General features: G+C 68.5%; 23 protein-coding genes, 1 tRNA gene and 3 pseudogenes. 8 read left to right on the top strand and 19 right to left on the bottom strand.

Annotated features, from left to right (window positions below):
- Positions 1-27: 27 nt before the first annotated feature.
- Positions 28-101 (bottom strand) — tRNA-Arg (locus tag ACP99_RS16635).
- Between the two features lie 70 nt (positions 102-171).
- Positions 172-438 (bottom strand): twin-arginine translocase TatA/TatE family subunit, encoded by a 267-nt coding sequence (gene tatA / locus ACP99_RS16630; RefSeq protein ID WP_049987668.1) that lies wholly within the window; start codon positions 436-438, stop codon positions 172-174.
- Between the two features lie 130 nt (positions 439-568).
- Between tatA and ACP99_RS16625 the strand changes: the two genes are divergently transcribed.
- Both ACP99_RS16625 and ACP99_RS16620 read left to right on the top strand, forming a co-directional pair.
- Positions 569-1,081, top strand: a complete 513-nt coding sequence (locus tag ACP99_RS16625; protein ID WP_049987667.1) for a redoxin domain-containing protein — start codon at positions 569-571, stop codon at positions 1,079-1,081.
- A 72-nt stretch (positions 1,082-1,153) separates the two neighbouring features.
- Positions 1,154-1,966 carry an HD domain-containing protein gene (locus tag ACP99_RS16620; protein WP_049987666.1) on the top strand — a complete coding sequence of 271 codons (813 nt, stop codon included), beginning with the start codon at positions 1,154-1,156 and terminating at the stop codon, positions 1,964-1,966.
- Between the two features lie 24 nt (positions 1,967-1,990).
- On the opposite strand, the gene ACP99_RS16615 is transcribed toward ACP99_RS16620, so the two are convergent.
- The 3 genes from ACP99_RS16615 to ACP99_RS16605 all read right to left on the bottom strand — a co-directional run bounded on the left by ACP99_RS16615 (position 1,991) and on the right by ACP99_RS16605 (position 3,505).
- Positions 1,991-2,905, bottom strand: a complete 915-nt coding sequence (locus ACP99_RS16615) for a mechanosensitive ion channel family protein (protein ID WP_049987665.1) — start codon at positions 2,903-2,905, stop codon at positions 1,991-1,993.
- The gene (locus tag ACP99_RS16610) at positions 2,902-3,150 is read right to left on the bottom strand and encodes a YhbY family RNA-binding protein (RefSeq protein ID WP_049987664.1); all 249 of its coding nucleotides are present in this window, start codon (positions 3,148-3,150) and stop codon (positions 2,902-2,904) included. Before ACP99_RS16610 ends, ACP99_RS16615 begins: the two co-directional genes overlap by 4 nt.
- A 76-nt stretch (positions 3,151-3,226) precedes the next feature.
- Complete coding sequence (locus ACP99_RS16605) at positions 3,227-3,505, bottom strand: ribonuclease P protein component 4 (RefSeq protein WP_049987663.1); 279 nt, start codon at positions 3,503-3,505, stop codon at positions 3,227-3,229.
- Between the two features lie 129 nt (positions 3,506-3,634).
- Here ACP99_RS16605 and ACP99_RS16600 point away from each other — a divergent pair, with 129 nt between their 5' ends.
- The 3 genes and pseudogenes from ACP99_RS16600 (at position 3,635) to ACP99_RS16590 (ending at position 6,958) form a co-directional block, all read left to right on the top strand.
- Positions 3,635-4,480, top strand: coding sequence for a universal stress protein (locus ACP99_RS16600; RefSeq protein WP_049987662.1), 846 nt, complete (start codon positions 3,635-3,637; stop codon positions 4,478-4,480).
- A gap of 158 nt (positions 4,481-4,638) precedes the next feature.
- Positions 4,639-5,729, top strand: a pseudogene (locus tag ACP99_RS16595) (glycosyltransferase family 4 protein).
- A 105-nt stretch (positions 5,730-5,834) separates the two neighbouring features.
- Positions 5,835-6,958 (top strand): annotated as a pseudogene (locus tag ACP99_RS16590) (glycosyltransferase).
- 47 nt (positions 6,959-7,005) lie between these two features.
- Here the strand turns inward: ACP99_RS16590 and ACP99_RS16585 are convergent.
- From ACP99_RS16585 to cyaB, 7 genes and pseudogenes are all read right to left on the bottom strand, one after another.
- Positions 7,006-7,437, bottom strand: a complete 432-nt coding sequence (locus tag ACP99_RS16585) for a hypothetical protein (RefSeq protein ID WP_049987661.1) — start codon at positions 7,435-7,437, stop codon at positions 7,006-7,008.
- Between the two features lie 68 nt (positions 7,438-7,505).
- Positions 7,506-7,820: a PRC-barrel domain-containing protein gene (locus ACP99_RS16580; protein ID WP_049987660.1), complete on the bottom strand. Its 315-nt coding sequence runs from the start codon at positions 7,818-7,820 to the stop codon at positions 7,506-7,508.
- A gap of 54 nt (positions 7,821-7,874) precedes the next feature.
- Positions 7,875-8,333, bottom strand: a complete 459-nt coding sequence (locus ACP99_RS16575) for a DUF5804 family protein (protein WP_049987659.1) — start codon at positions 8,331-8,333, stop codon at positions 7,875-7,877.
- Positions 8,334-8,521: 188 nt separating this feature from the next.
- Positions 8,522-8,791 (bottom strand): hypothetical protein, encoded by a 270-nt coding sequence (locus tag ACP99_RS16570; protein ID WP_049987658.1) that lies wholly within the window; start codon positions 8,789-8,791, stop codon positions 8,522-8,524.
- A gap of 155 nt (positions 8,792-8,946) precedes the next feature.
- A pseudogene (locus tag ACP99_RS16565) lies at positions 8,947-10,151 on the bottom strand (tRNA sulfurtransferase).
- Positions 10,152-10,176: 25 nt separating this feature from the next.
- Positions 10,177-11,382: a methionine adenosyltransferase gene (locus ACP99_RS16560; protein WP_049987657.1), complete on the bottom strand. Its 1,206-nt coding sequence runs from the start codon at positions 11,380-11,382 to the stop codon at positions 10,177-10,179.
- A 92-nt stretch (positions 11,383-11,474) separates the two neighbouring features.
- Complete coding sequence (cyaB, locus tag ACP99_RS16555) at positions 11,475-12,050, bottom strand: class IV adenylate cyclase (protein ID WP_049987656.1); 576 nt, start codon at positions 12,048-12,050, stop codon at positions 11,475-11,477.
- 135 nt (positions 12,051-12,185) lie between these two features.
- Between cyaB and ACP99_RS16550 the strand changes: the two genes are divergently transcribed.
- Both ACP99_RS16550 and ACP99_RS16545 read left to right on the top strand, forming a co-directional pair.
- Positions 12,186-13,163 carry an FKBP-type peptidyl-prolyl cis-trans isomerase gene (locus tag ACP99_RS16550; RefSeq protein ID WP_049987655.1) on the top strand — a complete coding sequence of 326 codons (978 nt, stop codon included), beginning with the start codon at positions 12,186-12,188 and terminating at the stop codon, positions 13,161-13,163.
- A gap of 115 nt (positions 13,164-13,278) precedes the next feature.
- The gene (locus ACP99_RS16545; protein ID WP_231554325.1) at positions 13,279-13,587 is read left to right on the top strand and encodes a hypothetical protein; all 309 of its coding nucleotides are present in this window, start codon (positions 13,279-13,281) and stop codon (positions 13,585-13,587) included.
- Between the two features lie 31 nt (positions 13,588-13,618).
- Here the strand turns inward: ACP99_RS16545 and ACP99_RS16540 are convergent, their stop codons facing one another.
- The 3 genes from ACP99_RS16540 to ACP99_RS16530 all read right to left on the bottom strand — a co-directional run bounded on the left by ACP99_RS16540 (position 13,619) and on the right by ACP99_RS16530 (position 15,457).
- Positions 13,619-14,245 (bottom strand): RAD55 family ATPase, encoded by a 627-nt coding sequence (locus tag ACP99_RS16540; protein WP_049987654.1) that lies wholly within the window; start codon positions 14,243-14,245, stop codon positions 13,619-13,621.
- 25 nt (positions 14,246-14,270) lie between these two features.
- Positions 14,271-15,002 carry a nucleotide-binding protein gene (locus tag ACP99_RS16535; RefSeq protein WP_049987653.1) on the bottom strand — a complete coding sequence of 244 codons (732 nt, stop codon included), beginning with the start codon at positions 15,000-15,002 and terminating at the stop codon, positions 14,271-14,273.
- 80 nt (positions 15,003-15,082) lie between these two features.
- Complete coding sequence (locus ACP99_RS16530) at positions 15,083-15,457, bottom strand: YlbF family regulator (RefSeq protein ID WP_049987652.1); 375 nt, start codon at positions 15,455-15,457, stop codon at positions 15,083-15,085.
- Positions 15,458-15,610: 153 nt separating this feature from the next.
- On the opposite strand from ACP99_RS16530, the gene dph2 reads away from it, so the two are divergent.
- The gene (dph2, locus tag ACP99_RS16525) at positions 15,611-16,645 is read left to right on the top strand and encodes a diphthamide biosynthesis enzyme Dph2 (protein ID WP_049987651.1); all 1,035 of its coding nucleotides are present in this window, start codon (positions 15,611-15,613) and stop codon (positions 16,643-16,645) included.
- An 18-nt stretch (positions 16,646-16,663) separates the two neighbouring features.
- Here dph2 and ACP99_RS16520 read toward each other — a convergent pair whose 3' ends face one another.
- The 4 genes from ACP99_RS16520 to ACP99_RS16505 all read right to left on the bottom strand — a co-directional run bounded on the left by ACP99_RS16520 (position 16,664) and on the right by ACP99_RS16505 (position 19,249).
- A complete protein-coding gene (locus ACP99_RS16520; RefSeq protein ID WP_049987650.1) occupies positions 16,664-17,116 on the bottom strand; it encodes an SLOG cluster 4 domain-containing protein in 453 nt (150 codons plus the stop codon).
- A gap of 92 nt (positions 17,117-17,208) precedes the next feature.
- Positions 17,209-17,598: a hypothetical protein gene (locus ACP99_RS16515; protein WP_049987649.1), complete on the bottom strand. Its 390-nt coding sequence runs from the start codon at positions 17,596-17,598 to the stop codon at positions 17,209-17,211.
- An 89-nt stretch (positions 17,599-17,687) separates the two neighbouring features.
- Positions 17,688-18,449 (bottom strand): YkgJ family cysteine cluster protein, encoded by a 762-nt coding sequence (locus ACP99_RS16510; protein WP_049987648.1) that lies wholly within the window; start codon positions 18,447-18,449, stop codon positions 17,688-17,690.
- The gene (locus ACP99_RS16505) at positions 18,446-19,249 is read right to left on the bottom strand and encodes an MBL fold metallo-hydrolase (protein WP_081927548.1); all 804 of its coding nucleotides are present in this window, start codon (positions 19,247-19,249) and stop codon (positions 18,446-18,448) included. Before ACP99_RS16505 ends, ACP99_RS16510 begins: the two co-directional genes overlap by 4 nt.
- Positions 19,250-19,290 lie beyond the last annotated feature (41 nt).

Raw genomic sequence — 19,290 nt, 5'->3', positions numbered from 1 at the left:
GCCGCGTCCGTGAAGCCGAAGGCTGAACGGACGTGGCGGGATTCGAACCCGCGATCTAGGGGTTAGGAACCCCTCGCCCTGGTCCACTAGGCCACACGTCCCACTGCCGAGTAGCGTAGCGGTCGCTTAAAACAGATGTGGGTTCGCGAAAAGGACCGGGTGGGAAGCGCGTCAGTTCGTCTCGGTCGACTTCTCCGTCGAAGTCGACTCCGTCGACGTCGTCGTTTCCTCGTCCTCCTCGTCGTCGTTGTCCATCTGGCTAAGCTCCTCTTCGATTTCCTCGCGGCCGCGCCTGAACTCGCCCATCGCCTGCCCCGTCGAGCGAGCTAGTTTCGGGATCTTGTTGGCACCGAACAGCAGCACCAGTATGAGCAGGACGACGAGCACTTCCGGCCCACCCGGCAGCCCCGGGAACAGTGGGGTGATAGTTCCGTACATCGCTACCAGATTCTAACCCAGTGGTAATTATAGGCTTTTTGCTCGGCCAGCCCGGCAAAACCCGGCAGTCGACGGCGAATCGCAAGCAAAGACAGGAACATTCAACCGCGAGGCGTCCCGAACGCGGCCTATGGTCTCAGTCGGCGACGACGCACCGGACTTCACCGCACCGCTCGCGAACGGCGACGTCGAATCGATCACGCTCTCGGAGGAACTCGGCGGCGATCCGGTCGTGCTCGCGTTCTTCCCGGCGGCGTTCACGGGCACGTGCACGACCGAGATGTGCACCTTCCGCGATCAGCTGGCCAACTTCGAGGACGTCGGCGCGACGGTCTACGGCGTCAGCATCGACACGCCGTTCACGCTCAACGAGTTCCGCGCGCAGAACGACCTCAACTTCGGTCTCGTGAGCGACAGCAACCGCGAGATCGTCGACGCCTACGACGTCTCGATGGACTTCGCGGACCTCGGCGTCTACAACCTGGCGAAGCGCGCTGTGTTCGTCGTCGACGGCGGCGGGACGATCACCTACGCGTGGGTGAGCGACGACCCCGGAGTCGAGCCCGACTACGACGAGGTCGCCGCCGCCGCCGAAGACGCGACGTCCGCCGAGATCGGCGCGACGACCCAGGACGCGCAGTAGCGCTCGGGCCCGCGAACAGATCTCTCGGGATGCTCCCGCAGATACTTTGCCGTCGCCGGAGTACCCGGAGTGATGACTGATTCGATCGGAAACGGGGGCCGCGAGTACGACCCCGACGCCGAGCACAACTTCCCGGACGAGCGGCTCAACTCAGTTCTCGACGAGGTCCTCGACGACCCCGAGATCACGACGTACCTCGAAGCACAGAACGTCAACGCCGTGGCGCGAAAGGGCTACAACGACCACGGCGCGAAGCACATCGAGATCGTCCGCAACCGCGCGCTCTGCCTGTACGACCTCCTGAAAGCCGGCGGCGTCGAGTGCAACGGCGCGGCCGATCAGGGCCTCGAGGAGGCCGACGAGGCGGTCATCATCGCCCTCGCGGCCACGCTGCACGACATCGGCCACGTCGTCCACCGCGACGAGCACGTCTACTACTCGATCCCGCTCGCGGCCGACCTCCTCGATCGGCTCATCCCGCAGTTGGGCTTTTATGACACCCAGTCGGCCGTGCGCCTGAAGGCCGAGGTCTTACACGCGATCCTCTGTCACCACACCGAGGAGGACCCGCTGACGACGGAGGCGGGGATCATCCGCGTCGCCGACGCCCTCGATATGGAGCGCGGCCGGTCGCGCATCCCCTACGAGAAGGGCGGCCGCGGCATCAACACCCTCTCCAGTCAGGCGATCGAGAACGTCTCGCTGCGCGCGGGCGAGGAAAAGCCCGTCCTCGTCGAGATCGAGATGGTGAACGCCGCGGGCGTCTATCAGGTCGACAACCTCCTCAAGGCGAAACTGGCGGACTCGGGGCTCGAAGACCACGTACGCATCGTCGCGGTCAACACGAGGTCTGAGGACCAGTTGGTCGAGCGGATCGAACTGTAAGCGACGGGTCGAGGTCGGGAGCGATCAGTCGTCCGCCGGCGTGACCTCTTCGAGGCCGGCGACGGTGAGTTCCCCGCCGAGCGTGCGGTTCGGGTACGGGATGTCGATTCCCTCCTCGTCGAAGCGCTGCTTGACGGTCGTGACGTACTCGCCGCGGGTCTTCACGAAGTCCGCGCGGTTGGGATCGTCGATCCAGATCCGGGAGGTGAGCGTCACCGAGGAGTCGCCCAGTTCGGTGAGCCGGACCGACGGCGCGGGGTCCTCGAGGATGTCGTCTCGGGCCTCCGCCTCCTCGACGATGATCTCGGTCGCCTTCTCGACGTCGTCGTCGTAGCCGATGCCGAAGGGCACCTGCAGGCGGAGTTTGTCCTTCGCGACGGGGTTCTTGATGACGCCGTCGGTCAGCGCGGAGTTCGGGACCGTCAGCAGTTCGTTGTCGAACGTCCGGACGCGCGTGACGCGGAAGCTGATGTCCTCGACGATGCCGGAGTTGCCGTCCCACTGGATCCACTCGCCGATCTTGAACGGCTTGTCGGTGTAGATGAAGATCCCGGCGACGAAGTTCTTCAGGACGTCCTGCATCGCGAAGCCGATAGCCAGCGTGGCCGCGGCGGCGATCGTCGCGAGCGACTGGAGGAAGTTGGGGTAACCCGCCGCGCCGAAGGCGGCCGTGACGCCGACGAAGCCGACGACCACGACGAGCAGTCGACGGAGCGGCTTCTGGGCGTGCGTTTCGAGCCCCTTCGAGTCCATCATCCGCGTCGCGAGCGGGAGCAGCAGGCTCCGGCCGAGGACGAACACGACCGCGAACACGACGAGGAACGCGATCGCCTGCCCGAGCAGGCTCGCGGCCGCGTCCGGGAGGCCGAACCCGCCGAGGAAGCGGGCGATCGTGTCGTTCAGCCCGATGCCCGCCTGCAGGAGTGCCCCGCCGCTCATCGGTGCAGAACCCCCGTGTTACCGCGGGTCTCGATCACCGTCGCGTTGGTTCGCTCGGCGAGTTCCTCGGTGAGCGCCTCCACGCTCGTTCCGGCGCGAGCGGCGCGCAGGAACTTGACTTTGATCAGGTCGCGCTCTTTCAACTGGTCGGACGCCTCGTCGACGACCGGGTCGATGCCCCCCTTTCCCACCCAGACCGTGACGTCGAGGTCGTGGGCCGCTTTCCGCAGCTCGTGGTCCGACATACGCCATCGCTACGGAGGCATACGGTTTGAAGCTTAAGACTCTCGACAGTCAGAGCGCGCCGAGGACCGCGAGCGCCTACTCGTACGGATACCGCTTCGTCGCGCCGCAGCAGCGACATCTGACCACGACGTGTCCGGACTGCAGGCGGACGCGTGCGGTCGATCCCGGGCGGAGGTACGCGTCGCACTCGTCGCACGTGAACCGGCGGAACCGCCGCGGGAGCCGGACGCGGTTCCGCTCGCTGACCCGTCGGGCGAGGCGGACGTACTCGCGCCCGCGGTCGACGTCGCCCTCGGCGGTCGCCTCCCGAGCGAGGTCGTGCAGTCGCTCGATTCGCTCCGCCGGAATGCCCATACCCGGAGACGTCACCGGGCGGACAAAGGCGTTCCGAGTCGTTCGCGGTCTCCCCGCTGAGATCCGTAAGACGGCGATTATTATTGTACGATCCGCACAATATTAGTTCGTAGAGAACGAAGTGCGAGTATGCGCATCGTATTCGCTACAGACCTCTCGGACGCGAACGAGGCGGCGATCCGCTCTCGGACGTGCTTGGACTGCCTCGGCAACATCGGCATCACGGAGGTCCACCTCGTGACGGTCGTCCCCGACACCGTCTCCAGCGGGCTCCCCGGGATGGACACGGCGAAGGACATCCGCAAGTCCCTGGACTCCCCGCGGAAGGTCTTCGAGTCGGCCGGGTTCAACGTCGAGACGCACGTCGCCCGCGGCACGCCGCATCGCCGCATCAACGGCTTCGCCGACCGACTCGACGCGGACATGATCGTGATCGGATCGCGCGGGCGGAGTCCGCTCGAAAACCGGTTCATCGGGAGTACGGCCCGAAACGTCTCGCGGACGGCCACGCGGCCGCTGTTGGTCGAGCGGATCGCGCCGCCGGACTCGGAGAAGGCCGTCGTGAAGGAGCACCTCTTCCAGCACGTGCTGTTCCCGACTGATTTCTCGGAGAACGCCCGAGAGGCGTTCGACTTCCTCCCGATGCTGAAGGGCGCGACGCAGTCCGTGGACCTCTTACACGTGCAAAAAGAGAACGCGCCGGCCGCCGTCGACGACCCCGAGTCGCGATTGAACGCCCTCGCCGACGAGGTCGAAGAGAAACTCGGAATCGAGGCCGGGGTCAACGTGCGCGAGGGCAACCCGGTCGAGGAGATTCTCGCGGAGGAGACGCGCGTCGGCGCGACGACGACGCTGCTCGGCACGCGCGGGCGGAGTCGCCTCCGGAGACTGCTGCTCGGCAGCACCTCCGAGTCGGTCGTCGCCCGCGGCAACAACAACGTTCTGCTGGTGCCCCCGTCGGGCGGACGGCGGTAAGCCCGAGGGAACCGGGCGGGGCGTCCGTTCATCTCGGCGGGCGGTGACGCGGGCGACGGGGCGGGTTCCCCACCACGACGCGACCCGGCGACGACGACACAGGCCAGCGACGGCGAGAGTCGCAGATATAAATAGGCGCGTCGGGAACCGCCTACGACGTGGCTCTCCGCGCGCTCAACTACCTCGAACTGGAATCCCGGCTGGAGCGAAGCGGCATCGGGACCGCGACGGACCAACAGCGGGCCGCTCTCGCCCGGACCGACGTCGACGTCGTCACCTCGCCGTGGCGCGGGGGAAGCCCGCTCTCCGGCGTCCGATCGGTCGCGACGGGCGAGGGGCTCTTCCGCGAGTACGACGTCGCCCACTGCAACCTCGTGGGCCCCGGGTCGCTCGCGGTCGCGCGGCACGCCCGGCGCAACGACATTCCGCTGATTCTCCACACGCACGTCACGCGCGAGGACTTCGCCGAGTCGTTCCGCGGGTCGACGACGGTCGCGCCCGCGCTGGGGCGCTACCTCAAGTGGTTCTACTCGCAGGCGGACCTCGTGCTCTGTCCCTCCGAGTACACCAAGCGCGTGCTCGAATCGTACCCAGTCGACGCGCCGATCCGACCGATGACGAACGGCGTCGACGTCGACGCGCTCGACGGCTTCGAGGACTTACGCGAGGAGTACCGCGAGCGCTACGACCTGTCGGGCACGGTCGTCTTCCTCGTCGGCAACGTCTTCGAGCGGAAGGGGCTCTCGACGTTCTGTCGCGTCGCCGAGTCGACGCCGTACGACTTCGCGTGGTTCGGCCCCTACGACACCGGCCCGCACGCCTCGAAGGCCGTCCGGAAGTGGACCTCGAACCCGCCGGAGAACGTCACCTTCACCGGCTGGATCGACGACATCCGCGGCGCGTACGGCGCGGGCGACGTCTACCTCTTCCCGACGAAAAACGAGAATCAGGGCATCGCGGTCCTCGAAGCGATGGCCTGCGGCAAAGCGTGGTCCTCCGGGACATCCCGGTGTTCGAGGAGTTCTACACCGACGGCCACGACTGCCTCAAGTGCGAGACGGAAGCGGAGTTCCGCGAGGCGGTCGAGCGCCTCGCCGAGGACGACGCGCTCCGGGAACGGCTCGGGGCGAACGCCCGCGAGACCGCGATGGAGCACAGCCTCGACCGCGTCGGCGAGCGCCTCGCGGCGACCTACCGGGAGGTCCGAGACGCCAAGCGCGAGGGGCGGCCGGTCGCAGTCGAGGCGTGATCGCGCGTCGGCACGGGCGAGCGGCCTCGAAGCGGCTGTATTCCACCCGCTATCGTCGACGACCGATTCGCAACGATTTAACCCCGGCTACGTGAATCGCCGCCGATGGCACCAGTCTCGGTCGCCGCGTTCACCGACACCTACCTGCCGACGGTCAACGGCGTCTCCTACACGATCCAGACGTGGCGCGACCGCTGGCGCGACCGCGGCGGGACGATGCGCGTCGTCTACCCGGGCTGTGACGAGTACGAACCGGGTCCCGACGAGTACCCCGTCAGGAGCCTTCCGTTCCCGATGTACGAGGCTTCAGGCTCGGAACGCCGCGGATACCCGCCGCCGCCGAGGACGTCGAGATCGTTCACGCGCACACGCCCTTCGCGGTCGGCCTCGGCGGCGTCCGACTGGCCCGCCGCAAGGACCTCCCGCTCGTGACGTCGTATCACACGCCGACCGCGGAGTACGCCGACTACCTCACGTCCCGGCCGCGTATCGAAGACGGCATCGAACGGCTGGCCGAGCGCTACGAGCGGTGGTTCCTCTCCCGCTCGGACGCGGTGATCTGCCCGAGCGAGGACGCCGGCGACCGCGTCCGCGAGGCCGTGGACCCCGACACGCCGGTGGAGGTCCTCTCGAACGGCGTCGACGTCGACTTCTTCGCGCCGACCGATCCCGAACCGTTCCGCGAGCGCTACGACCTCCCGGCCGGCCCGCTCGTCGGCTACACCGGCCGCCACGGCTACGAGAAGAACCTCTCCGAGTTCCTGCGGGCGGCCGCCGGACTCGACGCCACGGTCGTCGTCGGCGGGGACGGCCCCGCCCGCGAGGACCTCGAATCGCTCGCCGCCGACCTCGACGTCGACGCGCGCTTCCTCGGCTTTCTCCCACGCGAGGAACTGCCCGCCTTCTACTCGCTTCTGGACGCCTTCGTCTTCCCCAGCCCGGTCGAGACGCAGGGGCTCGTCGCGCTCGAATCCAACGCGTGCGGTACTCCCGTCGTCGCCGTCGACGCGGGAGCGCTCTCGAACACGGTCGAAGACGGCGTCACCGGCTACCACTACGACCACGGCGACGTGGCGGGCTGCCGACGCGCGATCGAGCGCGTCCTCGACGAGCGGGACTCACTCGCGCGTTCCTGTCTCGACCGTCGCGACTCGCTGAGCGTCGATCACGCGGTCGATCAACTCGCCGACCTCTACGGGCGGGTCATCGACGAAAACGGGAAGAAGTAGTCGAAGTCGATCCGCGTCGGTGCGCGACCGGCCGACCGGTCGGTCGGTCAGTCGTCGAGGTCTTCGACGGCCTGCGCGATGCGCTGAAGCTGACGGGTCGCGTCGCGAACCTCGTCGCGGAGCTGTCGGACCTCGCGGACGAGTTCCTCGTTGCCCGCGGAGCTCTCCTCCTCGCGACCGCCGGGGCCGCCACCCATTCCGGGCGGGCCGCCGCCCATCCCGCCGGGGCCGCCTCCGCCCATCATTCCGCTCATCATCTGTGCGAACGGGTTGCCGCCGCCACCGCCCATTCCGCCGGGGCCGCCGCCCCCGCCCATCATCTCCTCGGGGTCGGGGCGCTCGCCCTCCTCTCGCTCCTCGGCGCGTCGCTCGCGGATCTCTTCGACGCGCTCGCGGAACGATTTCTCCTCGCTGTCGGCGTCCTCGGCGGGCGATTCGTCGGCCTCGTTCTCGGCGGCGTCGTCTGGTTCCTCAGACATACCTCCCGGTACTGTCTCGGTCCGCAAAGGACTGTTGGTCGCCGGACGACCGAATTCCGTTCTCCGGGCTAGGCGACGACGGAGTCCTCGTCCTCGCCGTTCGGCCGCGTCAGTTGCTCGATGACGTCGTGGAGGGTGACGTCGTTGACGAGGATGACGTCGCCGACGGATCGGACCCAGCGGTACGGCAGAATGACGCCGCGCTTCCCGCCGACGACGTCGGAGAACAGTTCGTCGTTGAGCTGCGTGAGCGCGAGACCGGTCACGGCCTGTCGCTCGGTGAGGTCCAACCTGAGATCGGCGACTTCTCCGACGAAGACGCCCTCGTTGGAGTACACCTCGCGGCCCACGAGCGTCGTGATCTTCTGGGGGGTGTCGTCCATACTCGGGTGATTGTGAGCGTCCGTCTTAATTGTTCGTAGGACGCTCCCCGAAGCTCACGCTGCGTCGAACTCCTCGGCGGTCACGCGGACGGCGACCGTCTCCTCGACGGGCCGGAGGTCGTAGTCCGGAACCGTCCCGTCGGAGCGGCGGGTCACGTACATCGGTTCGACCAGCCGACCGTCTTCGAGCCCGTACACCGCGAGGCGCTCGCCCGTCTCTTGCGATCGGACGTCGCCGTCGCGGATCGCGGTCGCGAGCGAGCGGCTCAGCCACTCGTCGGTCGCGATGCTCGGCTCGCGGACGAGCGCTGCGTCGACGAAGCGGACGAGGTACCAGTTCAGATCGTTACACAGCGAGACGGCCGCGCCGAGGCTCACGGTGTCGACAGCCAGCGAGTTCTCGAACGGGGCGTAGCGGTCGTACGTCGACAGCGCCTCTCTGGACGTCTCCCGCGAGAGCAGTTCGTACTGGACGTCGACGTCCTCGGAACCGACGAAGCAGACTCGGGTCACTGGTGTAGAGCGCACGCGCGGTGGCGAGGTCGATTGCGGTTCGGTGCGTGCGCGGTGGGCGAACAGAGAGCGATCATCGTTGTCGACCGCGCGGTGGCGCGGGGCTGTCCGGCGGTTGCCGAGGAGACGATAAATCGGTTCCGGTGCGGGCTAGGTGCGATAGCGACGCGAGCGGTCCAGGATCGCGTTCAGCGGTCGTCCCGCTCGTCGAGCCACGCGTCAGCGCAATCGGCGTCGCAAAACGCCAAGAGGCGGCGCTCGTGGGTCAGCTTCTCGCCCTCCGAGCGCGGTCGCTCCCGGTCCAGTTCGACCTGGTAGTGCGCCTCCAGGAGGTCGACGTCGTCGCCACAGGTCGGACACGTCTCGCGGGCCGACTCCCAGTTGCTGACCGGCGAGACCTGCCTCACGGTCCACTCCGCGTCCGACGTCGGAGGGGAGGGACTGCACGATTTTGACATTGACAGATCGTACGTGCTCTGGCTATGTAAACCCATTTTTGCCCGGATTTTCACGCAGAAACGCGAACGATAATGAAGGTACGCGGGAGATTGAAACACACACGCACACATTTTGTGTGGTCTGTTCGCACGCCGTACGGTCGCCGGGAAGTACCTCACTCACCGGCGACGATCTCGGCGTCACGACCCGCCTCGCGGGCGAGTTCGAGTACTCCCTCCGGCTCCCGCGCCCGCACGTCGCTCAGCGTCGCGTTCGTCTCCGGATGCGGGGGCGACACGCGGTCGCAACCGACGGGGAGCGTCGCGTCCGTGTACGTCCCGAGTTCCCTCGCGCTCGCGACGATGTCGGACTTGTCGACCGTCAGCAGCGGCGGTGGACCGGACGAGAGACGGCAGCGTCGGTCACCGCGAGGTTCGCGCCGGTCTGACTCGACTTCTGCCCCAGCGCCTCGCCCGTCGCGACGCTGTGCGCGCCGACCGTCTCGGCGACGCCCTCTGCCGCGGCGAGCATCGCCCGCCGGAGCGACAGCATCCGCGTGTTGTCCGTCGCTTCGACCACGCGCTCGACGAACGCCCCGCCGTCGACGACGCGTGGGCGGAGGTCCGCTCGCGGCGCGCGCTCGGCGACCGTGCGACACACTTCGAGCGCGCGGGCCCGGTGGTCTGCACCGCCGTACTCGCCGAGATCGACGTAGACCGGGACGGTCACGCAGCCGCGCCGGAGGAGTCGCCACATCGCGACCGGCGAGTCGAGGCCGCCGCTGACGAGCACGGCCACGCGTCCCTGCGTGCCGACCGGGAGGCCGACCGGCCCCTCGAACCGACGGACGGAGACGAACGCCTCGTCCTCGCGGGCTTCGATCCGGTAGGTGACGTCCGGGTCGTCGAGGTCGACCGCCGCGCCCGTGACCTCGCCGACGACACGGCCGCCCTCGACGTGGAGGTCCCGCGTCGAGAAGTCGTGGGCGCTCGACGGACCGACCCGGTCGGCGTCGACGGCGTAGGTCGCCGTCTCGGGGTGCGCGGCGTCTCCGGCGAGTCGGCGCGTCGCCGCCAGAATAGCTTCGAGTCGGGGATCGACCGCGACGACGGGCCGGGCGAAGGCGATCCCCGGCAGCGTCGCGGCGACGCGCGCGGACGCCTCGGGGCGGTCCGTACGGATCACGAGCCGCGACCACGGGCGCTCGACGGTCGCGTCGATGCCGGCGTCGTCGAGCGCGGCCTCCACGTCGCGCGCGAGGCGCTCTGCCATCTTCGAGCGGACGCCGCTGCTCTTGGTCCCGAAGTCGCCGTGGCCCGCGAGGACGGCATTGGTCGGATCCGCCGGGCCGTCAGAATCCGAGGCGTTCGTCGCGTTCACAGTGCTGGTTTCTGCGCGAGGGGCTTCAGAACGTCGAAAGCTCGCCCTCGATGACGCGGCGGGTGACGTCCGTGACGTTCGCGAGGCGCTCGTCGATGCGCGCGCGCACCTCGGGTTCGATGTCCGCGAGGTCGACGCCAGCCTCGGTGACCACCTTCGCGTCGGCGACGTGCGGCTGGTCGATCGGGCGGCCGATCTGCGAGAGCAGGCGGATCTGGAGGTCGCGGATGCCGTCGACGTCGGCGACGACGCTCTCGGCGATGTCGGTCGACAGGAGGTTGTAGATCTTGCCGATGTGGTTGACCGGGTTCTTCCCGGAGGTCGCCTCCATACTCATCGGGCGGTTCGGCGTGATGAGGCCGTTCGCGCGGTTGCCGCGGCCGACGGAGCCGTCGTCGCCCATCTCCGCGCTGGTGCCCGTGACGGTGAGGTAGATCGATCCCGCGTCGTAGTCGTCGGCGGTGTTGACCTCGACGGAGACGTCGCGGTCGGTCAGTTCTCGGGCGACGTCTGTCACGTACCCGCGGACGCGCTCGACCGCGTCGTCGTACTCGTCCAAGTCCTCGATGTACGCGTCGACCATCGCGGCGGCGACGGTGATGTCGATCTCGTCGCCCTCGCGCTTGCCCATCACCTTCACGTCGGGGCCGAGCTCCGGGTTGTCGGCGGCGTAGGGGCCGTTGAGCCGACGCTCGACCGTCAGGACGATCTCCTCGGTCTCGGTCAGCGGCGCGTGGCCGACGCCGTAGGAGGTGTCGTTCGACATCGGGACCTCCACGTCGTCCTCGCCGAAGACGTCCTGGAGGTCGCCGGAGCCCTCCCCGATCCGCGTGTCGACGACGATGTCGGTGCCGACTTCCAGCTCCGGGATGTTCTCGTTGAGGTACTCGCGGGCGGCCGCGATGGCCGTGGCGTCGACCGGGAGCCGCTTGCCGTCGTACTCCCGCGTCGCGCGGCCGACGATGAGGACGTAGATCGGCTCGACGATCTCGCCGCCGCCGTACGTCGGCGCGGACTCGCCCGCGACGAGTTGGGTCTCGTCGGTGTTGTAGTGGAGCACCTTGCCGACGCGGTCGAGATAGAGCTGTGAGAGCGCCCGCGAGACGGCTTCGGCGATCCCGTCGCAGATCGAATCGGGGTGTCCGATCCCCTTCCGTTCGACGATTTCGACCCCCTGATCCTCGACTGCAGATCGGTCCGCGGCCTCGATGGCGATGTTCCGTTCGGTCATTGCCGAACGCTTCTCTCCGGGTCGTTCTATAACTTGCGGAAAAGTTTGCGCACAGTAATATTACCTATAGATATGAGACTGAACGCGATCGCTCACTCGTCGCCCGCGAGAAGCAATCCGAGGTACGACGTCCGGATCTGGTCGTCGGGGTCGAGGCCCAGTCGTCGGACGACGTCGAAGACGCCCTCTCGCACGCGCTGGACGTCGGCGTCGTCCTCGGCCTCGGCTTCGACCTCGACGAACTCGCCGAGCCCCGCCACGCGGTCGAGTGTGACCGTGTACCCGTCCAGGTCGAAGAACGTCCGCTCTTTCTCGACGACGGCCGCCGGTTCGAACCCGAGGCCGTCGAGGATCTCGTCGGCGGTGTCGCCGTCTCCCACGGCCGTCTCGTGCTCCTCGCGCGTCTTCGAGGCCTCCTCGACGAGCGGCCCCTTGTAGGTGAGCTTCGTCGCCTCATCCTCGTCGGGCGCGTTCGCAGCCGGCGGATCCCCGTCGGGGCGTTCTTCACGGATCCGCAGCGCCTCGTCGGTTTCGGCGAAGTCGCGGTGGGGCGCGTCGTAGTACGTGTCAGTCTGAACGAGTCGTCCGCGGGGTTCCGCGCCCGCGGCGTCGAGTGCGTCCCTGACGGCGTCGTGGGGAGCGCGGAGTTTGACCTCGACTTCGAACATAGCGCGTTGATGTCGGCCGCGCGGCAAAAACCGACCGCTTCGGACCGCTGGGTGGCCGAAACGCGCTCGCGGCGGTCGCGAGCGTCGCCGGGGCGAAACGTGATTCTTAAGGGTCGCACGGGAGATTGTCAGCGTATGAGTGACGATCAGCAGGCGGACGCCGCCGAATCACAGGCAGACGCCGACGCGGAAGAGGTCGCCGACGGCATTCAGGACGGCGACTTCGTCCGCCTCGCTTACACGCTCCGGACCGCAGACGACGGCACCGTCGTCGACACGACCGACCTCGAAACGGCCGAAGAGGCCGAGATCGACACCGACGAGTACGAGTTCGAACCTCGCGTCATCGTCGTCGGTGCCGGCCACGTCTTCGAGAGCGTCGACGACGCGCTCCTCGGCTCCGAAGTCGGCGACAGCGGCACGGTCGAGATCGCCGCCGACGAGGCCTTCGGCGAGTACGACGACGACCAGGTCCGGACCGTCAGCGCCAACAAGATCGACGAGGACCAGCGCTACCCCGGCGCGCAGGTCCAGATCGACGGCGATCAGGGCCGGATCGTGACGATCGTCAGCGGACGCGCCCGCGTCGACTTCAACCACCCGCTCGCGGGTGAAGACCTCGAATACGAGTACGAGGTCCTCGAACTCGTCGACGACCGCGAGGAGCAGGCCGCCAGTATGCTGGAGATGTACCTCCAGCAGGCCCCCGAGGTCTGGATCCAGACGGACACCGTCGAGGAAGAGCAGCTCGTCGAGGACGACGAGGCTGACGAGGACGCCGACGAGGACGACGAAGAAGAGCCCGAGTTCGAGACCGTCGAGGTCGAGAAGGAGACGCTGTACATCGAGGCCACCCCGCAGATGACGATGAACCAGCAGTGGATGTTCTCGAAACAGCAGATCGCCCAGGACGTGATGGACCGCCTCGAACTCGACCGCGTCATCGTCCAAGAGACCATCGAGGGGATGGGCGGGATGATGGGCGGTATGGGCGGGATGATGGGCGGCGGCGCGGGCGGTCTCGACGCCGCGGACCTCGAGGAGGCCGTCGAGGACGTCGACGTCGACGCCGACGAACTCGCCGACGAACTCGACGCCGACCTCGAAGAGTAGCGCCGTCAACGACCGAACGACGCGCCCCCCGACGACGCCCGTTCCGACTTCTTCGCCCTCGCCACCGAACAGCGGCCGGTGGCCGCCACCGCGGAGAGCGTAGACAGGAATCAGAATGTCCGAGCACTCCCCCGACGACGAGACCGAGCCGAACGCCGGCCCCGAGGCCGAACTCCCCGGCACCGACGACCTGCGGGTCGCGGCCGTCGCTGCCGCGTGTACCGTGGGGCTCACGCTGCTGTTGCAGTACGGTCTCGGCCGGGAGGTACCGCTCGTCTGGCGACTGCTACCGCTCGGCCCGTACTTCGTCTCGCTTTTCACCAAGCGGCTCCCGCTCGGGGGGCTCGACACGCCGCGGAACTGGTCGCTGCTGACGGTCGCCGTCACCCTCGCGACGCTGCTGTACTTCGGCGTCGTCGCCTGAGGTTCGGCGCTCGTTCACCCCGACGCGACAGTCACGCGATGTCGCGGCTCGTGTCGACGGTGACGCGCTCGCCCAGCCGAAGCTTGATCGTCTCCTCCGGTGGGTGCGCGCCGCGGAACTTCGGCACCGCCAGCCGGTTCTCGATGTCGGAGCCCTTGATCTGCGTGTTGAGATCGAAGACGACGTCGGACATGTGTTTCGTATAACCCCGATTCCGCGGCTCGCCGCCGCTCTTCATCCCGTGGAGCACCGCCAGTCCGCCGGTGTTGACCATGTGCGTCTGCAGTTCGTTCAGGAACTGTCGGTACCGCGCGGGCTCGGTCTCCTCTAAGACGTCGACGACGTCGATGATCAGGTTCGCGCCCTCCGGGAGGTCGCGGACGAACCGGTTCGCCGTGTCCAGCGGGGCGTTGCCGCCGACGTCTCTGACCGTCGGATCGCCGACGTGCCCCGGGATCCGGTCGATCGCGTCGCGGACCGCCTGATCCGAGCGGATCGTCGTGAGATACAGCGACGCGCGGACCGCGGTCAGTTCGTAGAGAAACAGCTCGGACTGGCTGGCGGGGTCCGCCGCGAGGAGCACGATGCTCCCCGGCGGGATCCCGCCGTCGAGTTGGCGATCGAGGATGCTGACGCCAGTCGAGAGTCTCCCTGCCACGGCGACGCCTACGAAGCGGATCGGCTTAGCCTTTCGGCCGATCGAACAGCGCCGCCGCGATATCGTCGTACGCGCGTCTGACGCGCTCGTCGGCGAGCGGGTCGGGCGCGTCGGGGACAGTTCCGCGGACCGGACACCCCAGGAGGTCTTCGATGCCCGGCGGGGCGAACCGCGCCCGCGTGAGGACGCCGCCGATCACCGGCGTTCCGACCGCGCGCGCCATCGCCGCGGTCTTGGCGGCGTCACGAAGCGCCGCGACGCACGGTGTCGCCACCACGAGTACGGCGTCGGCGACGCGCAGCGGCACGGTCGCGTCCGGGCCCGCGCCCGCCGGGCAGTCGACGAGGACAGTCCCGACCGGGTCGCGGTCGGATGCCGCATCGCCACCGGACCCCCCGTTGCGGCTGGCCACTGCGGTGTACTCGGCCGTCGCCGAGCGAGCGATCGCTTCCGCGGCGGCAGTCGGTGAGTCGTCCTCGCCGCGCTCCCGCGCTCGGAGGCGGCGGAGCCGACTCCCGATCCCGTCGGGCGCGTCCCGCGGGGCCGGGACGATCCGCGTGTCGTCGCGGGCGGCCCCCGGATCGAGGTGTCCGAGTCCGTCGGGCGGCGCGTCGCGGGGGACGCCCGCGAGCGCGTGGAGGTTGGGGAGGTCGCAGTCGGCGTCGACCGCGACGCTCGGCGCGTCGATGGCGCGGGCGAGCCCGAGCGTCGTGGTCGTCTTCCCGCTGCCTCCCTTTCCGCCGGCGATCGCGAGCATACCGCTCGTGGTACCGTGATGGTATTTGAACGCTCGCCCGGGAGACGGGTCGCGATCGGTCGCAGAAACGGCCTCGACAGTCAGTCGTGACAGCAGCCGCCGGCCTCGCCGCCGAAGTCGACCGCGAGCGGGTCGGATATCGCCTCGTTGACCGCTTCGAGGCGCTCTGTGAGCTCTTCTTGGGCGTCGAGATACGCCGCCATCTTCGGCATCGAGTGCAGTTCCTCCTGGGCCTCTTGGACCCGCTGGAGGTTCTCCTCGGTGGCATTGCCCATCTGTCGGGCGTGCATGAAGTGATCGCGCCGCTCGTTGAACTCCGCGATCTGTTCTTGGACGTCGTCGTCGGCCTCGACGGCCGCTTTCGTCTCCTCGAACGCCTCGTACTCGGGGGTCTCGGCGATCGCCTCGCCGAGTTCTCGACCGAGTTCTTCGAGCCGATCTGTCTGGACGCTCATCGTCCTTCGTTCGGACGCGAGGCGTTTCAAGGTGCCGGAGGGGGAAGTGTGGCGCAGCGCGTCCGACAGTCGCCACGAAACAGACTCACACGGGCGTTTTCGGGCGTCTCGGAACCGCCGACGTTATGGGCGTCGGCCAGCTATGAGAGTGCAATGAGCCAGGACGCCGCCACGGAGGGGGACCTCCGGAACACCGGGATGTCGTTGAAGCACGACCGCGAGTGGGACTACGAACTTGACCGGATCGTCGAGGCGATCGAAGAGCGCGACGCGACCCGCGTGGGCCTGCAGTTCCCCGAGGGGCTGAAGCGCCGCGGTCCGGCCGTCGCCGACGACCTCCGCGAACTGTGCGACGACGACGTGACGTTCATGCTCTCGGGGCAGCCCTGCTACGGTGCCTGCGACCTCGACACCTACCTGATGCGCCGAACCGACGTGTTCGTCCACTTCGGACACTCCCCGATGAAGGAGTCCGAGAAGATCATCTACGTCCCGCTGTTCTCGAACGTCGACCCGTTCCCGATCCTCGAGGAGGCCGTCGACGAGCTGCCCGAGGAGGAGGTCGGCCTCGTCACGACCGCCCAGCACATGAACCGCTTCGGGGAGATGGTCGAGTGGCTCGAAGAGCGCGGCTACGACGTCCACACCCGCCGCGGCGACGACCGCCTCACCTTCGAGGGACAGGTCCTCGGCTGCAACTACGCCTCCGCCGACATCGACGCCGACCAAGTGCTGTACGTCGGCGGCGGGAAGTTCCACCCGCTCGGGCTCGCGATGGAACACCCCGAGAAGAAGGTACTGATCGCCGACCCCGTCAACAACGTCGTGACCGTCGCCGACACGGAGAAGTTCATGAAGCAGCGCTACGGCGCGGTCCACCGCGCGATGGACGCCGAGAAGTGGGGCGTCATCTTCTGTACGAAGATCGGACAGGGCAGAATGGAGATCGCAGAGGAGATCATCGAGGACAACGACGACGCCTACCTCATCACGATGGACGAGGTGACGCCCGACCGCCTGCGGAACTTCGATATGGACGCGTTCGTCAACACCGGCTGTCCGCGGATCACGACCGACGACGGCCCGCGGTTCCACAAGCCGATGCTCACGCCCGGCGAGTACCGCATCGCCGTCGGCGACGAGCCGCTCGACTCGCTCTCCTTCGACACGTTCCACGGCACCTGGTGACCTGACGGTCTCAGTCGGCTAGACTGACCCGTTCACCGCAGCTTCGACGTACTTCACCGCTTCTTCCGGCGTCTCGACCGCTTCGACGTGCGCGGCCTCGTGGGTACCCAGCCCCGCCGTCGGCCGGTCGTACACGGACGCGTAGCCGAGTTCCGAGAGCGTCCCGCCGCCGCCGTCGACGGCGATCACCGCGTCGCCGTTCATCACGACGAGCGCGTTCCGCGCGTGACCCAGTCCGGTCGCGACGGCCTCGTCGACGTACTCGTTGGCGTCCGCGCGGCGGTCCGTCGGGAGGATGCCGATCGTGTGACCGCCCGCTTCGACCGCGCCGCGGCAGACGGCTTGCATCACGCCGCCGAGCCCGCCGCAGACGATCGTGTGGCCGCGCTGGCCGAGTAGTCGGCCCAACGTAGTCGCCGTCTCCGCTTCCGCCTCGTCGATCACGCTCCCGCCGATGACGCTGACTCGCATAGCCGAGGCTCGTCGGCGGAGCGGGTAGTAATTTCGTTCGGAGCGGTGGCACCTCGCCGGTCGCCGGGTGTCGCGAGAACGCCCGCGCTGTGTCAGGAGCGGGTCTCGACGGTCTCGATCTCTCCGACGGTCGGCAGCGCGTCGTGATCGTCCGGCGGGCCGCAGCCCGAGCGGCGACGCGCGCGCAGCGGACACACCGTGTCGTCGCCGACGACCGGGCTTCGCGTCTCGACGACGTACGCCTCGTGGCGGTCGTCGCCGGGGACGGGAGCGAGATGGAGGATCCGCCGGTCGACGATCCCGTCGAGGTCGACGTCCTTCTGCCGGGCGTCCACCGTCTCCTCGCTGATCGCGGCCACGCGCGTGACGATCGGCGATTCGAGTTCGACGCCGCCGACCGTGACGGAGTCGGTGCCGAGCGCGACCTCGATCTCGTTGCCCTCGCTCGCGCGTTCGATCCGCTCGAAGAGCTCTGCCGTCATCGGCGCTCGGTTAGGACGGGACCGACAAGAAGCCTCGCAACCGACGTGGTCGGTGTCGCCGCGGGCGAGCGCCGCGACAGCCGACAGCCTCACTCCGCGTCTCGAATCGCCGTTCCGTCCGGGCGCTTCGGCCCCTCGGAGTCGTAGACGACGACGCCGTCGTGATCCGACGGGTCGACCGGCTCGTAGTTGTCGCGGACGCCGATCGCCTCCTCGAGTTCGCGGACCGCGCGCTCTTTGAGCGCCGCGGCGAGTTCCTCCGCGTCCTGCCGGGAGATGTCGCGGCCGAGGCCCTCGCACTCGTGAGCGCGGACCATCCCCGCCTCGTCGACGGCCTCGCCCATCGGCTGCGTGGTCCCGCCGAGCGCGACGCTGAACGGGTAGGTCTCACAGATCAGCGGTCGGTCCTCGTGGACGCGACAGCCGCCTTTCGGTGTCCCGTCCGCGCGTTCGCCGACCTCCTCGTAGAAGGCGCAATCCCCGCAGGCGTCCGTCTGCAGGGCCCACTCGAACGTCTCGCCCTCCGGGCCGTCCGCGCCCTCGCTGAGCCCGTACGGCATCGGTCGGGCGACGTCGCGCCAGTCGTAGGCCCCCGACAGGTCACCGTCCCCCGGCGGGTCACTGGCCTCCGTCGCCTCCGCGGCCGCCGACTGCAACGTTCGTACTTCGTCCGGAAACACCGTCGCCGTGTGCGGCTCCGTGCCCTCGCCGTCCTCGCGCTCGTGGCCCTTACAGCACGCGCCGCAGCGCGTGCACTCGAAGCCGATCGACTCGATGGCGTCTGCCAGTTCCGAGACCGACAGCTCTCGGGCGCGTTCGAGTTCGTCTTCGAGGGAGGGAGCGTCGGTCATACCGGCGCGACGGTCTCGGCCTCGCGGTCGTAGCGCACTCGCCGGTGCGCCGCGAGCGTCTCCAAGTGCGCGACGACAGTCGCCCGCGCGAATCTTCGCATCCCGGAGAGGTCTCTGTCGTAGACGGCGTCGACGACGCTCTCGACGTCGCCAGCGCCGGCTTCGACGGCCGCGAGGACGTCCCGCTCGCGGTCGAGTCGGCGGCGGAGCAGCCGTTCGCAAGTCGCCCGCGGGTCCTCGATGACCGGACCGTGGCCCGGGAACAGCCGCGGCGGATCGCGGGCGTAGAGCCGGCGGAGCGCGACGAGGTACGCGCGCACGTCGCCGTCGGGGGCACCGATCGCGATACTTCCCTGCCCGATGGCGACGTCGCCGCAGACCGTGCCGAAGTCGGCCTCGAAGGCGACGTGATCCGGGGCGTGGCCGGGGACGTCGAGGACGTCGAGTCCCCCCGCGACGGGGAGCGTCGACCCCTCGACGAACGTGCGGTCGGGTTCGATACCGGTGAACTCGGCGAAGCGGTCCTCGCGACCGCGCCGACACCAGACGGTCGCACCCGTCTCCTCGGCGTACGCGGCGACCCCGCCGACGTGGTCCGGGTGCGTGTGCGTGAGCGCGAGGTGTTCGACGTCGCGCTCGTCGACGGCCTCGTCGAGTTCGGCCGTCCGACCCGGTGGGTCGAGCAGGAGCGCCCCGTCGTCGCCGACGAGGTACGCGTTGGTCGAGCCGGTCGGGATCGGCTTGTCGAGCGGTACCGGAACGCGGCGTATCGGGACGAGATCAGCAGACGCGGCAGTCACATTCGGGATTCAGTTCGCGTGTAGAAAACGTTGCCGCAGAC

The sequence above is a fragment of the Halobellus rufus genome (genome assembly GCF_000739575.1).
GTDB lineage: Archaea > Halobacteriota > Halobacteria > Halobacteriales > Haloferacaceae > Haloquadratum > Haloquadratum rufum.
The sequence above is the reverse complement of the archived record's forward strand: the minus strand, read 5'-3'. Positions and strand labels throughout refer to the sequence as shown.

Excerpts from the sequence above, each read along its gene's own strand:
- tatA (WP_049987668.1), bottom strand. The coding sequence starts at position 438 with ATGTACGGAACTATCACCCCACTGTTCCCGGGGCTGCCGGGTGGGCCG.
- ACP99_RS16625 (WP_049987667.1), top strand. The coding sequence starts at position 569 with ATGGTCTCAGTCGGCGACGACGCACCGGACTTCACCGCACCGCTCGCG.
- ACP99_RS16620 (WP_049987666.1), top strand. The coding sequence starts at position 1,154 with ATGACTGATTCGATCGGAAACGGGGGCCGCGAGTACGACCCCGACGCC.
- ACP99_RS16615 (WP_049987665.1), bottom strand. The coding sequence starts at position 2,905 with ATGAGCGGCGGGGCACTCCTGCAGGCGGGCATCGGGCTGAACGACACG.
- ACP99_RS16610 (WP_049987664.1), bottom strand. The coding sequence starts at position 3,150 with ATGTCGGACCACGAGCTGCGGAAAGCGGCCCACGACCTCGACGTCACG.
- ACP99_RS16605 (WP_049987663.1), bottom strand. The coding sequence starts at position 3,505 with ATGGGCATTCCGGCGGAGCGAATCGAGCGACTGCACGACCTCGCTCGG.
- ACP99_RS16600 (WP_049987662.1), top strand. The coding sequence starts at position 3,635 with ATGCGCATCGTATTCGCTACAGACCTCTCGGACGCGAACGAGGCGGCG.
- ACP99_RS16585 (WP_049987661.1), bottom strand. The coding sequence starts at position 7,437 with ATGTCTGAGGAACCAGACGACGCCGCCGAGAACGAGGCCGACGAATCG.
- ACP99_RS16580 (WP_049987660.1), bottom strand. The coding sequence starts at position 7,820 with ATGGACGACACCCCCCAGAAGATCACGACGCTCGTGGGCCGCGAGGTG.
- ACP99_RS16570 (WP_049987658.1), bottom strand. The coding sequence starts at position 8,791 with ATGTCAAAATCGTGCAGTCCCTCCCCTCCGACGTCGGACGCGGAGTGG.
- ACP99_RS16560 (WP_049987657.1), bottom strand. The coding sequence starts at position 11,382 with ATGACCGAACGGAACATCGCCATCGAGGCCGCGGACCGATCTGCAGTC.
- cyaB (WP_049987656.1), bottom strand. The coding sequence starts at position 12,050 with ATGTTCGAAGTCGAGGTCAAACTCCGCGCTCCCCACGACGCCGTCAGG.
- ACP99_RS16550 (WP_049987655.1), top strand. The coding sequence starts at position 12,186 with ATGAGTGACGATCAGCAGGCGGACGCCGCCGAATCACAGGCAGACGCC.
- ACP99_RS16545 (WP_231554325.1), top strand. The coding sequence starts at position 13,279 with ATGTCCGAGCACTCCCCCGACGACGAGACCGAGCCGAACGCCGGCCCC.
- ACP99_RS16535 (WP_049987653.1), bottom strand. The coding sequence starts at position 15,002 with ATGCTCGCGATCGCCGGCGGAAAGGGAGGCAGCGGGAAGACGACCACG.
- ACP99_RS16530 (WP_049987652.1), bottom strand. The coding sequence starts at position 15,457 with ATGAGCGTCCAGACAGATCGGCTCGAAGAACTCGGTCGAGAACTCGGC.
- dph2 (WP_049987651.1), top strand. The coding sequence starts at position 15,611 with ATGAGCCAGGACGCCGCCACGGAGGGGGACCTCCGGAACACCGGGATG.
- ACP99_RS16520 (WP_049987650.1), bottom strand. The coding sequence starts at position 17,116 with ATGCGAGTCAGCGTCATCGGCGGGAGCGTGATCGACGAGGCGGAAGCG.
- ACP99_RS16515 (WP_049987649.1), bottom strand. The coding sequence starts at position 17,598 with ATGACGGCAGAGCTCTTCGAGCGGATCGAACGCGCGAGCGAGGGCAAC.
- ACP99_RS16510 (WP_049987648.1), bottom strand. The coding sequence starts at position 18,449 with ATGACCGACGCTCCCTCCCTCGAAGACGAACTCGAACGCGCCCGAGAG.